This window comes from Collinsella acetigenes (assembly GCF_012844445.1).
Classification (GTDB): Bacteria; Actinomycetota; Coriobacteriia; order Coriobacteriales; family Coriobacteriaceae; genus Collinsella; species Collinsella acetigenes.
The window spans coordinates 276169-289537 of the sequence record NZ_JABBCP010000002.1 but is presented as its reverse complement, the minus strand read 5'-3'; the positions used below and the strand labels follow the sequence as shown (position 1 = coordinate 289537).

The window sequence follows — 13369 nt, the reverse complement described above, 5'->3', positions numbered from 1 at the left end:
TGCTCACTTAAACATACATGTTGAGCTGCGGAATGATACGCTCTCCCGCCTCCGTGCGGCCCATTGAACGATCCCTGAGCTCATCCAAGGCAGCAGCAAGGTCCCAGGGCAGCTCATCGGTACAGGCGATAGTCTCCCCCGTCACCGGATGCGTAAAACGAACGCTCCAGGAATGAAGGAACTGACGATCAAGTCCCAGGTCGGCGCGACCGGCATTGCGCTTGCCGTAAAGCGGGTCGCCCACAAGCGGATGATTGATGTGGCGCATATGCACGCGAATCTGATGCGTGCGTCCGGTATACAGATGGCATTCAACAAGCGTATAGCCATCATCTCCGCGCTGCGCCTCAAATCGTTCAAGCACCTGAAACGTGGTAATTGCCTGGCGTGCAAACGGGTCATCGGATACGGCCATCTTCACGCGGTCGCGCGTGGAGCGAGCGATACCGGTGTTGATGGTTCCAGAATCAAGCGAAATATATCCGTGGCACAAGGCGATATAGCGACGGTCAAGTGTGCGCGTACGAATAAGATTCTGCAGTTCGCGTTGAGTGTCATCATCCTTAGCGGCAAGCATGAGACCCGAAGTATCGCGGTCCAAGCGATGCACGATGCCGGGACGGTCCTCTCCCTGAACGGTACCCAAATGATCGATTCCGCAATGATATACAAGCGCATTGGCAAGCGTACCCGAATCATGTCCATGAGCTGGATGACATACGAGACCACGCTGCTTGGACAAAACGATCAGGTAGTTATCCTCATAGCGAATATCCAGAGGAATCGCCTGAGGCACAATCTCGGTAGATTCGTCAACTTCGGGCAGCTCTACAGAAATTCGGTCGCCAGCAGAAACGGCGTATTTCTTAGAAGCACAGGTCTCACCGTTCACATCGACGGAGCCGGCCTCAAGCAAACGCGCGCATGCAGAACGCGAGGGCATGCCCGACTGAGCGCCAAGATAGGCATCGATACGCGAACCGGCATCGGACATATCGACCAAATAATGCATGTCGGCCATCAGGAGTCACCCTTCTTACGAGCTGCACGCTTTGCTTCGCGCTTGGCGCGCGCCTGGGCATCGCGACGATTGAGCTCCTCCGTCGCATCGACCTTATTGGCGGGAGAAAAGAACGTGAACCCGACGAATGCCAAAACGACCCCAACGGTGATACCGATATCGGCAACGTTGAAGACAGGGAAATCGATGAACTCCGTGGCAAAAAAGTCGACAACATAGCCGCACATCAAGCGATCGATCGCATTACCCACGGCGCCGCCCACAACCATGGCGAGACCAATTACCTCCAAGCGCGAGACCAACGGGGTCTTCCAGAGATACCAGACAGTCGCGGCGATTACCGCCAGGGCAAGCAAAACAAAAGCCCCACCCAGCCCCTCACCGAGGGAAAACGCCGCACCGATGTTTTGAACATAGATAAGACGAATCACACCAGGAATAAGCTCGGGGCCAGGTGCTCCCAGGACGAGAACGTTTCGCACGACCGCCTTGGTGATCTGATCGAGCACCAAAAAAAGAGCGGAAACGCCAGCGGCAGTGGCGAAACGCCATACACGGTTAGGACTCATTTCGGGCTGTTGCTGTTTCATTCATACTCCTCGCCAGCAGTTTTTCTGCAAAACCATATCACACAAAAGGGGCCACCGATGAAATCGATGACCCCTCGACATACACATAAAAGGATGCAGATCGATACCGCTACTCCCCCAGCGCGGCGGCGCAGCGAGCGCAGATGTGCTCGTGAGCGCCATACGTCGCAACATCGGTGCGGTAGTTCCAGCAGCGGTCGCAGCACTCGCCATCGGCAGGTTCGATCGTAGCGGTCAGCTCGTCACCGGATGTCAGCTCGACGGCAGAGACGATGTAGAACTCGGCAAGGTCGACGGCCTTTTCGCCGCAAAGCAGCTCATACATCTCGGCAGGAACGGTCGCCTTGACCTTGACCTGCTGGCTCTTTGTGAAGGTACCGGCAGCGCGAGCCTCCTCGAGCGCCTTGGTGACAACGGAACGAAGCTCAAGCGAAGCCTCGAGAATACCCTCGAACCCATTAGCCTCTTCAAGAGTGATGGGGCCCTTGTACCAATCGAGCAGTGCGGCGTACTTCTGGTTGTCCACGATGCCTGCGGGCGCATACGCCATAACCTCGTCTGTGGTATAGGCGAGGATGGGCTGCATGTCTCGCAGCAGCATAGAGAGCAGCTCTGCAAGGACGGTCTGAGCGCTGCGGCGCTTGAGAGAGCCGAGCTTCTCGCAGTACAGGCGATCTTTCAGAGCGTCCAAATAGACATTGGAGAGCTCGGTGACCACGAAGTCGTATAGAGCGCGGTAAGCGCGCGGGAACTCATAGGAGGCATAGGCGTCATCGACCTCGGCCTGGACCTGAGTAAGGCGCGCAACCATGAGTTTATCGAGCGGCATAAGCTCGTCGAACGCAACGCGGTCACGCTCGGGATCGAACTGTCCCTCAAGCTCGGAAAGCAAGAAGCGGTAGGTGTTGCGGAAACGACGATACGCATCGGAGGTACGAGCGAGGATCTCGTGATCGATGGAGACATCAGAGCTGGTATCGACCGAGGACACCCACAGGCGAATGATATCGGCACCCATCTCGTCGCAAACCTTGTTAGGGTCGATTACGTTGCCGAGCGACTTGGACATCTTGCGACCCTTGCCGTCCAGCGTGAAGCCCTGCGAGACAACGGCCTTATACGGAGCGATGTCGTTGGTACCCACAGAAGTGAGCAGCGAGCTTTGGAACCATCCGCGATGCTGGTCGGAACCCTCAAGATAGACGTCGGCAGGATACTGAAGCTCGTCGCGATACTCGCAGACAGCCTTCCAGGAGACGCCGGAATCCCACCACACATCGAGAATGTCGCGGTCGGTCTTAAGATGATGGCCACCGCACTTAGGACAGACGCAGGCGTCGCCCAGATAGCTTGCGGGCTCGTCGGTAAACCAAGCATCGGAGCCCTTCTCATGGAAGAGCTTGATCACAGCGTCGAGCGTGTCGTCGTTCATGACCTTCTCGCCGCAGTCGGCACAGGTATAGCTCGGGATAGGCACGCCCCAGTTGCGCTGGCGGGAGATGCACCAGTCAGGGCGCTGCTCGACCATGGCACCAATACGATTGGCCGCATGCGCGGGATACCACTTCACATGGTTCTTGATCTGATCGGCAGCAGTCTCGCGCAGACCGGTCTTGTCCATAGATACAAACCACTGGTCGGTGGCACGGAAAAGAACCGGATGCTTGCAGCGCCAGCAGTGAGGATAGCTGTGCGTGATCTTCTTCTCCATCACAAGCGTGCCGCGCTCGCGAAGGAACTCGATGATGTGAGGGTTGGCCTCATCGGTATCCATGCCGCTGAAGGGACCACCGCAGCCAAATTCATCGCCCACGTAGAACTTGCCGTCATCATCGACCGGCATGCAGATATCCATGCCTTCCTTGACGCAAACGTAGTAGTCGTCGGCGCCATGGCCAGGAGAGTTATGGACGATACCGGTACCGTCTTCGGTTCCAACGTAATCGGCAAGAAGTGCCACGCCCTCGACGCCATCAAAGACGGGCTGCTTGTAGTGGAGGTGATAGAAGACCTCGGCATCGACAACGTAATCGGCGCCGTCGACCTGAACCGGGGTGTACTCCCAACCAAACTGCTCACAGCAAGAAGGAGCGAGCTTCTCGAGCATGATCTCGGCGCGGCCGTCGTGTTCAACAGCAACATACTTCTCGCCGGGCTTGAGGGATACCGCCTGGTCGGAAGGAATGGTCCACGGGGTCGTGGTCCAAATAATAAAATCGACAGGACCGTCGAAACCCTCCAAGCCCGCAGGCTTGCTCGTGAGCTCAAAGCGAACAAAAATCGAGGGGGACGTCTCGTCGGAGTACTCGATCTCTGCCTCGGCGAGAGCGGTATGGCAATGCTTGCACCAGTGAACAGGCTTATGGCCGCGATAGATCATACCGCGATCGAACATGGCCTTGAAAACCTCGATATCAGCAGCGTCATGCTGGTGATACAGCGTCAAGTAGGGATTGTCCCAATCGCCGAGCACGCCCAGACGACGGAAACCCGCCTTCTGGAGCTCGATATTCTCGACAGCGAACTCGTTGCAGAGCTCGCGAATCTTCGCCACCGGGGTCTCATTGAACTTGGCGGTACCGAGCTTCTCTTCGACCTTGTGCTCGATGGGCTGACCATGGCAGTCCCATCCCGGGACGTAGGGGGTCTCATAGCCCTGCATGGCCTGATAGCGGTTGATGATGTCCTTAGAGATCTTGTTCATGGCATGGCCGATGTGAATCGGGCCGTTTGCATACGGAGGTCCATCGTGCAGGACGAACTTCTTGTGTCCCTCGTTCTTTTTCAAAACCTGCTCATAGACCTTGTTGTCCTGCCAGTCCTTGAGACGCTTGGGCTCGGACTTGGAAAGACCGGCGCGCATGGGAAAACCGGTCTTGGGCAGGTTCATGGTCTGTTTGTACTCGTTGGCCACGAATACCCCTTTCGTATACACGCGGACGCTCTCGCGTCCTTTGGGCACAAAAAATGCGCCCGTCCCTACAAGCTGGGACGAAGCGCTCCCGTGCGGTATAGCCGCTCATGCTCTTCGTTTAACCACCCAGCTTAGATGCACAGGCAACCACGCATGCCTCGCATCCGATACTCGGCTGGCCTATATCGGCGACCATCCCGGCGACGCCTACTGAGGATATGCTCCCGTTGGGGCCGCAGCTCCGGGGTGATTTTCATACGGGCGCGCACGTCGAACTTTCAGCCAAGGTCCAACTCTCTGATGTGCGCGTATGACCGATTACTCGTCCCCATCAACGCTTAACAGGTTTGTATGCTAGCACGAACGAACAGTGCGAGCATCGATGTTTTACAAAGCAAAAAAAGCGGGACAAAATCGTCGTAGGATTTTGTCCCGCCCATATATCGCATTACTCTGCAGAGGCGTCTTCGCCAAGCTTCTTGCCGCACGACATGCAGAAAGCATCGCCCTCGACAACAGGAGCGCCGCACGCGGGGCACACGGGACCGACGGTAGATGCAACGGGGGCTTCTGCCTGCTGCTGAGCGGCAAAGGCATCCTTGATCTCGGCGATAGGTTTACCGCAACCGGAACAGAACAGATCACTCACGCCCATGCGCGCTCCGCAGAAGGGGCATGCAAATGTGGTGGCAGCCTGAACCGCCTGCTGCGCCTGACGCTCAAGCTCATCGAGCTGTGCCTGAAGCGATGCGCGCTCGGCATCGACAGCCGCGATGCCATCATAAAGAGGCTCGCGGCCCAAACGAAACTCAGGAGCATCCTTGGTGACATCATAAAGGCTTGCACCAAGCTGGGCCGCAAGCGCCTGCCGGCGTTTCGCAGCATCGTTCATCTGCATCTTGATCTTCTGCGTATCCACAGCACGACCGGCGCTAGCCATGCCTCGATTCATAGAGGCTTGAATATCATCAAAAAAGCCCATTGGCATTCCTCTCAATGCGTATGGATAAAATCCCATTTAATAAGGACACTATGCCACATCAAGGTGAAGTAGTAATGAATAGTGAGGTTTATCAAGGCATCCTGGCAGCGCTGCCCATAGCGCATTCTCTAGTTGAGACGCTTGCCAAAAGCGTCGGCGTCCTTGATGGCCTGAGCAAATCTACCGTCGCTAAAGGGCTCGGGGTTGCCCTGCCTCCATTCGTTGGTAGCATGGGCTGCCTCACAAAGTGCGGGAATAAAGCTCTCATCCAAGCCGACAGCCTCGAGCGTTACCGGAAGGCCGAGTTTCTTGTTGAAGGCAGCATAGCGAGCAAGATTCTCCTCATCACCGATATAGGCGAGTAAAACGAGGACGCCGAAACTTACGACTTCACCATGAAGATAGCTGCCTGGACGGTCAATCGAGCAGCTCGCATTGTAGAAAGCATGAGCGACGCTTGAGTTGTAGTAGAAATCAGTCTGGTTGGTGAGGTTTGAGACATAACCCGTGTTGACCACGATATCAAGCGCGATCTGTCGCACAGCCTCCGAGCTCACCTTTGCTCGAACATCTTTCAAACCCTGCTCGCCATAGGCAAAAAGCGGCTCAGAACACGTATGCGCCAAAGCCAAGCCCAAAGCAGCGGTATGCTCCAAGTTCCCGGCACTGGTGGCATACTCCACCTCGGGTTGCTTTGAAAGCGCGTCACCGATACCAGCCCAGAAGTACTCCGCGGGAGCCGCTGCGATAATCGCAGGGTTGATAAAAATGTGGTCGGGACAATGCGGGTAGCTATACCCCTCGAGCGAACCGTCGGCGTTGTACACCACCGCGATAGCGGTGCCAGCAGAGCAGTTGGAACAGATGGTGGGAACCGAAAAAACCTTTTTATTGAGCTCGATGTTAGCGGTCTTTACCGTATCGATCGCCTTGCCGCCACCAATTGCAAATAGCGCATCTGCAGATTGGGCCAAAGGGCTGTTAACAATCTTGGCGATGTTCTCGCGCGTACTGTTCTTGCCGTACACGTGACGACCAAGAATCTCGACATCAGTACCCGCAAGAGAAGCCTTGATGCCGGGCGCCGCGGCCGCGAGCGCACGCTCGCCGCCGATAAGCATGACCCTTTTGACCTCATGAAGAGCCAAGACCTCGGGAATCGCATCAAAACAATCGTCTCCGATGGTGTAATTGCTCAATTCAACGGTTCGCATTGGCTATCCTTCCCGTAAAAATGGCAACGATTCTTACGAACCGTCACGTCTGTGCGCATTGTTTACCATTTTGATAATACGCGGTGAGTGCACTATCGAGAAACTTACCGTTAACAAGCCTAACGCCCGCTCCCCAAACCGCGTCCGAAGGCTAGCGCATAATCGAAACGCACGCAAAACCCCTGTGATTCCGAGACACCGAGATCACAGGGGCATATATAACCAAGGAAACTACCAAAAAGAGAAAATCAATTACTGCGCTTTTGGCATCAGCGGATTCTCGCGCGAAAGGAGCGTCATGAACTCCTCGCCGGTAATGGTTTCCTTCTTATAGAGATAGCGAGCGAGCTCATGCAGCTTGAACTTATTCTCCTTCAAGATCTGCATAGCACGGGCGTGGGCCTCCTCAATCAGCTTTACCACCAGGGCGTCCACCTGTTCGGCCGTTCCGGGAGCGCAGGTAAGCGAGGTGTCCTGGTTGAGATACTGGTTTTGAACCGTACCCAAAGCCATCATGCCAAACTCATCGGACATACCAAAACGCGTGATCATGTTGCGCGCAAGCTTCGTTGCCTGCTCGATATCATTGGCGGCGCCCGTCGTCATCTCACCGAAGATGAGCTCCTCGGCAGCACGGCCACCGCAGTAGACCGCAAGCTTATCAAGAATCTCCTGCTTGGTCGTCAGGAACTTCTCATCTTCCTCAACCTGCATCGTGTAACCAAGGGCACCCGAAGTACGCGGCACGATTGTGATCTTGGTGACAGGGGCAGAACCCTTCTGGCGCGCCGCAACGATGGCATGGCCGATCTCGTGATACGAAACAACCTGCTTCTCATGATCGGAAAGAACCGTGGACTTACGCTGCTGGCCGGCAATGACCACCTCAACCGACTCTTCGAAATCATCCTGGGTAGCGCGCTTGCGGCCCATGCGAACGGCGCGAAGGGCACCCTCGTTGATGATGTTCGCAAGATCGGCGCCGGACGCGCCCGGCGTGGCGCGCGCGATGGCAGTAAGATCAATTGGCGGCTGCACCTTAACGTCCTTGGCATGAAGCTCAAGGATCGACTTGCGGCCGCTAAGGTCGGGAAGCTCGACGGGGATACGACGATCAAAGCGACCGGGACGAAGCAGCGCGGGATCCAAGCTGTCAGGACGGTTAGTGGCCGCAAGAACAACGATGCCCTTATGGTTATCGAAACCATCCATCTCGGTCAAAAGCTGGTTCAGGGTCTGTTCACGCTCATCGTTACCCGACAACCCACCGCCGTCGCGCTTCTTGCCGACAGTATCGATCTCGTCAATAAAGACGATACAGGGAGCTTTTTCCTTGGCCTGCTTGAAAAGGTCGCGCACCTTGGCTGCACCACGGCCAACAAACATCTCGACGAATTCAGAGCCAGAGATGGAGAAGAACGGCACGCCGGCTTCACCGGCAACTGCCTTGGCAAGCAGGGTCTTACCGGTACCCGGAGGTCCCACGAGTAGAGCGCCGCGAGGAAGCTTGGCGCCGATCTCTTCATAGCGCTTCGGATTTTCAAGAAAGTCAACGACTTCCTTGAGGGACTCCTTGGCCTCTTCCTGACCAGCGACATCCTTGAACGTCACGCCCACGTCTTTGGAAGCGATCACGCGCGCGCCGGACTTACCAAGACCACCGCCGCCAAAGCCGCCGCCAAAGTTCATCGAGGGGCCATCGTCACCCATAGCCTTCTTCATCTTACGGTTGAGCCACCAGCCAACCAAGAAGAAGATAGCGATGGGCAGCACCATAGTAAGCAGGTAGTACATCATCAACCCGGAGTTCTTATCGGGAACCACCGAGGTCAGAGAAGCACCGGCGTCGAGCACGCGATCGGTAAAGCCCGAATCGTTGGGGACGCCCACCGTCTTATAAGCGATATCCTCGCTCTCACCCTTCTTGGTGTAGTAAATCGTGTAGTCGTCCGTGTTGTATTCGACCTTATCGACCTTCTTCTTTTTCAAAGCGGTCACAAATGTCGAATAATCTGTCTCGGTGATCTGCTGGGTGCGTCCCAAATTGGGGAACAGCACCGTGCTGAGCACAAGATAGACAACGAACGCGATAAGAACGTAGAGGATCATATTCCTTCTGCGCTTGCGATCATCCATCTCCATTGGCAAAACTCCATCTCGAGAATTGTTGATTACTGTTTGATACCCTATCGATAATAAGATAATCAAATTGTTTTCTAAGCGAAGCTCCCCCAGCGATAAGCTCATAAAGACATATGTCGCGCATACGAAAGGCTCGAGAATACGATGGCTCAGCTCGAATGTGGAAAAGTGCAAATCTATACCGGAGACGGCAAGGGCAAGACCACCGCAGCACTCGGTCTTTCCCTTCGCGCTCGCGGGCTAGGGCTCGACGTCCTTTTTCTCCAGTTTGCAAAAAAGCTCGTCTGTGCCGAACACGAGATAGCGCCACAGATAGGCCTTGAAATTGCACAAGCCACGCGGGAAACGCCAGAACTATGCGCACAGCAGATCATGAAGCTGGCGCACTGGGCACTGGCGCCAGCGGGAGACGCTCCGGACGCGAGCATCCCCATCGCTGCACGGAATAAGCCCGTAGACATACTCGTGCTCGATGAGGTGGGCTACGCGATGCATCGAGGCTACGTAACGCGAGCAGACATCGAAAAGCTCATCGCGTCAAAACCCGCCACAACCGAGCTGGTGCTTACAGGACGCGGATTGCTTGACCTTGCCGACAGAGCAGACCTGGTCACCGAAATGGTTCCGATAAAGCACTATTTTGACGAAGGCCTTCTCGCCCGGCGCGGTATCGAGTACTAAAGCGCAATCTCAAAACGTTCCTGGCGCTCGCGAGCGCGACCCAGCCAGTTGCCGGAGTGATGGTAGATGGCAAAAAGAACCGCCGTCACAACCCAGGTAACAGGGTACACCATGAGCATCGTGCCCATTTCGTGATGCAGCGGCACGATGGTAAAGAGCCAAACGATACGAAGAACGCAGGTGCCCAACAGCGTCATAATCATGGGTTGCAAGCTCACGCCCGAACCTCGAATGGCTCCGGAGGCGTTATCGACCACCGAGTAGAAGATATAGAACGGCGCAACATAGTGAATCATCAAGCGCGTGTAATACGTCACGCCAGCGTCATCGATAAAGAAACGCGATAGTGGATCGACAAAGAGAATCAACAGCGAGGACAAAGAGCCCACAAGCACAAGCGACATGACAAGCGAGGTGTGATAACCCTCACGCATGCGCCGGTAATTGCGCGCCCCGAAGTTCTGAGCCGTAAACGTCGTAAGCGCCACACCAAGTGCCTCTACGACCAGCCAGACAAACACGTCGAGTCGGCTTGCCAGACCACAGCCCGTAACCGCATCGGCACCAAAGCTGTTGATGGTGGATTGCACGATGATGTTGGAAATCGAATAAGCAGCAGATTGAATGCCGAGAGGCAAACCGCACGACACCATATTCTTCAAGATTACGGGGTCGATACGCATTCGGCGAAACTCAAGTCGCCAGGCCCCCTCGGCCTTATGCATTCGGTGAAGAATCAGCATACAGCTGTTTGCGATGGCGAGAGCCGTAGCGATGCCGCAGCCCAGCGCTTCAAGGCGAAGCCAGACCACGAAGACAAGATCGAGCGCGATGTTGACAACGCAGCTCACAGCCGTGATCAAAGCGGGTCCACGCGTATCGCCCACCGCACGCAAGAGGGCCACACCCATGTTCATCATGAGCGTACAAGTCATGGCACCCAGATAGCAACGCGAATAGAGAATCGCATCGTGAAGAAGCTCTTCGGGCGTGCCCATGAGGCGCAGGATATCGGGGATAAAGATCACGCCAAAAACGGTAACGCAAAGGCCGATGAGCAGCGAAAGCGTCATGGCCGTGTGCACGGCACGAGAGAGCCTCTCATCGTCTTTTTGCCCAAAAAACTGTCCGGCACAAACGGCACAGCCAGCACCGAGGCCGACGCAAAAACCAACGACAAGCTCGGTCAGGCACGTAGTTGCCTGAATACCACCAAGGGCGTCTTTGCCACCGAATTGTCCGACAACGAATGTGTTGATAAGCGTGTACGCTTGCTGAAAAAAGGAACTGAAGAAAATGGGAATGCACAGCGTAAACAGCTGTTTCCAGATTACACCCTCGGTAACGTCGACAGCAGTTTCCTTCGGCCTCGCCATTTCGCTCCCTTCTCTTCCTTTAAGCGCGACAGCAACATAGGGTACGCCGACGCGCAAAGAGCTTCAAGCGACGATTTGCAATACATGCAACGTACGTGCGGATTCGTCAAAAAGGTTAAGCGAACATCCCGGGACGGTAATGATAGTCATTAGGAACATGGGGGCAAAGCTGCCAAAATGCCACCGCGCTCGCCGCCGCCACATTTAAGGAATCCACTCCGTGTGCCATCGGGATGCGAATGGTCTTGTCGCAACCGCGGATCGTACGCGCTTGCAAACCTTCCCCTTCGGTGCCCATAAAGATGGCGAGACGCTCGCACTCCCGAAGTTCAGGGGCATCCAAAGAGACGGATTCGTCTGTCAACGCCATGGCCGCACACTCAAATCCAGCCTGGTGCAGTACGTTCAAACCATCATGTGGCCAGACGCGTGCCTCGGTTCCAATACGAGTCCAAGGAACCTGGAAAACGGTTCCCATCGACACGCGGACAGCACGACGATACAAAGGATCGCAGCATGTAGGACTCACCAGAATGCCATCGACGTTAAGGGCTGCCGCACTCCTGAAGATAGCGCCGACATTCGTGTGATCCACAATTCCCTCGAGCACACAGACGCGCACGGAGCGTCCCTCGGCACGCGCATTCAACGCGGTGAGAAAGGTGCTCGCATCGGCCAGCGGTGGGCGACGAAACGCAGCGAGCGCGCCACGCGTCACCGTAAAACCGGTAAGATCGCGCATGAGGTCCATAGACCCTACAAACGCAGGAATATCGAGTTCGGGACGCTCCTGTTCCAAACGCTCAAAAAACGGCTGCAGCTGAGGCACCCAACGCTCGCCCAAAAGAAAGCTCACCGGCTCGAGCCCCGCATCGACAGCGCGCTCGATCACCTTGGCGCTCTCGGCGATAAAGATGCCCTTCTCAGGCTCAAGGACACAACGAAGCTCGCGCTCCGTCAATTTGGTATAGGCATCAAGGCGTTTGTCCTCAAGGGACTCGATACGTATGAGCTGAACTGCCACGCGCTACTCCCCCGCTCTCTCATCACGACGTCGGTACGTGGCGAACTCAAAGGAAACGCCAGCATCGCCTTCTCCTTCGGCGACCTGTTGTGTCTCGGAACGAGAGACGACAACCCATGCAGGGTCCTCATCAAGATTGGGAAAATACGTATCGGAATTGCGCAGACAATGATTGCGAGTCACTTCCGCTTCGCAGCAGTAGGGCAAAAGCTGCTCATACACTTTACCCCCACCGACAACCCAAGCGAGCTCAGAGGGCTCAAGGGCAGCGAGCACTTCTTCGATAGTATGGACAACCTCGGCACCACGACACAAGAACAGCGGGTCGCGCGTTAAAACGATATTGCGACGATCTTTGAGTGGACGGGCACCGGGAAAGCTCTCGAGTGTCTTGCGACCCATAATGACCGTATGGCCTTTGGTGCAGGAGACAAAATGGCGCATGTCGGCACGGTTGGAGACGACCATGTCTCCGTTTGCGCCAATACCCCAATCGTCACACACCGCAACGATTGCCTTCAAATTGTCCATTGGTTTAACCTCTCACTCATACGGCATGTTGGCCAAATCGACTTACACCGCAATGGGAATGTTCTTGATCTGGGGGCCGTGCTCATACTCCTCCACGATCAAATCATCGGTTGTAAAGTCGTAGAAATTCGTCACCTCGGGATTGAGGGACACACGCGGCGCAGGATACTGGGGGCGTGCGATAAGCTCGCGAACGATATCGACATGACGGTCATAAATGTGCGCATCGACGATCACATGAAGCAGCTCACCTGCAATCATTCCGCAACTTTGCGCCACCATCATCAGCAGAATCGCATATTGGCAGACGTTCCAATTATTAGCGGCGAGGATATCTTGGCTACGCTGCATAAGCACCATGTTAAGCGTGGGCTTCTCGTCTCCAGGCTGCTCCGTGACGTTGTAGGTCACGCTGTAGGCGCATGGATAGAGGTGCATCTCGGACAAGTCGCTGAAGGTGTACATGTTGGTCATGATACGGCGCGAGAACGGCGTGTGCTGCAGGTCATATAAAACGCGGTCCATCTGATCGAAGTCGCCCTCAGCGTAATGGGACTTCTGCGCAATCTGGTAGCCGTACGCTTTACCGATTGAGCCTGTCTCATCGGCCCATTCATCCCAAATATGGCTGTGAAGGTCGTTGATATTATTGGATTTACGCTGATAAATCCAAAGGATCTCGTCCATAGCGCTTTTGAGCGCCGTGCGTCGCAGGGTCAACGCGGGAAATTCCTCACGCAAGTCGTACCGATTGGTGACGCCAAAATTCTTGATGGTATAAGCAGGGGTACCATCCTCCCAGTGGGGACGAACCTTCTGGCCTTCGGTCGTCGTGCCATTATCGAGAATATCCTGGCACATGGAAACAAAGAGTTCATCAGCCTTGCTCATCAG

Annotated in this window: 11 protein-coding genes; 1 reads left to right on the top strand and 10 read right to left on the bottom strand. The window is 55.4% G+C overall.

Annotated features, from left to right (window positions below; genetic code table 11):
- Positions 1-7: 7 nt before the first annotated feature.
- From HF320_RS04215 to ftsH, 6 genes are all read right to left on the bottom strand, one after another.
- The gene (locus tag HF320_RS04215; protein ID WP_432417935.1) at positions 8-1021 is read right to left on the bottom strand and encodes an RluA family pseudouridine synthase; all 1014 of its coding nucleotides are present in this window, start codon (positions 1019-1021) and stop codon (positions 8-10) included.
- Positions 1021-1611: a signal peptidase II gene (gene lspA / locus HF320_RS04210; protein WP_248276599.1), complete on the bottom strand. Its 591-nt coding sequence runs from the start codon at positions 1609-1611 to the stop codon at positions 1021-1023. Before lspA ends, HF320_RS04215 begins: the two co-directional genes overlap by 1 nt.
- A 109-nt stretch (positions 1612-1720) precedes the next feature.
- Positions 1721-4501: an isoleucine--tRNA ligase gene (gene ileS, locus HF320_RS04205; RefSeq protein WP_211158972.1), complete on the bottom strand. Its 2781-nt coding sequence runs from the start codon at positions 4499-4501 to the stop codon at positions 1721-1723.
- Positions 4502-4973: 472 nt separating this feature from the next.
- On the bottom strand, positions 4974-5507 hold the full coding sequence (locus tag HF320_RS04200; protein ID WP_169277190.1) for a zinc ribbon domain-containing protein: 534 nt from the start codon (positions 5505-5507) through the stop codon (positions 4974-4976).
- A gap of 128 nt (positions 5508-5635) precedes the next feature.
- Positions 5636-6721, bottom strand: a complete 1086-nt coding sequence (locus HF320_RS04195; protein WP_169277189.1) for an iron-containing alcohol dehydrogenase family protein — start codon at positions 6719-6721, stop codon at positions 5636-5638.
- 252 nt (positions 6722-6973) lie between these two features.
- On the bottom strand, positions 6974-8830 hold the full coding sequence (gene ftsH / locus HF320_RS04190; protein ID WP_169277188.1) for an ATP-dependent zinc metalloprotease FtsH: 1857 nt from the start codon (positions 8828-8830) through the stop codon (positions 6974-6976).
- A 177-nt stretch (positions 8831-9007) separates the two neighbouring features.
- On the opposite strand from ftsH, the gene HF320_RS04185 reads away from it, so the two are divergent.
- Positions 9008-9544, top strand: coding sequence for a cob(I)yrinic acid a,c-diamide adenosyltransferase (locus HF320_RS04185; protein WP_169277187.1), 537 nt, complete (start codon positions 9008-9010; stop codon positions 9542-9544).
- On the opposite strand, the gene HF320_RS04180 is transcribed toward HF320_RS04185, so the two are convergent.
- The 4 genes from HF320_RS04180 to thyA form a co-directional block, all read right to left on the bottom strand.
- Positions 9541-10920: an MATE family efflux transporter gene (locus tag HF320_RS04180; protein WP_169277186.1), complete on the bottom strand. Its 1380-nt coding sequence runs from the start codon at positions 10918-10920 to the stop codon at positions 9541-9543. The two genes, HF320_RS04185 and HF320_RS04180, sit on opposite strands and share 4 nt — an antisense overlap.
- Before the next feature lie 115 nt (positions 10921-11035).
- Positions 11036-11944 carry a TrmH family RNA methyltransferase gene (locus HF320_RS04175; RefSeq protein ID WP_169277185.1) on the bottom strand — a complete coding sequence of 303 codons (909 nt, stop codon included), beginning with the start codon at positions 11942-11944 and terminating at the stop codon, positions 11036-11038.
- A gap of 3 nt (positions 11945-11947) precedes the next feature.
- Positions 11948-12475 carry a dihydrofolate reductase gene (locus tag HF320_RS04170; protein ID WP_211158944.1) on the bottom strand — a complete coding sequence of 176 codons (528 nt, stop codon included), beginning with the start codon at positions 12473-12475 and terminating at the stop codon, positions 11948-11950.
- 42 nt (positions 12476-12517) lie between these two features.
- A complete protein-coding gene (gene thyA / locus HF320_RS04165) occupies positions 12518-13366 on the bottom strand; it encodes a thymidylate synthase (protein WP_075844117.1) in 849 nt (282 codons plus the stop codon).
- Positions 13367-13369 lie beyond the last annotated feature (3 nt).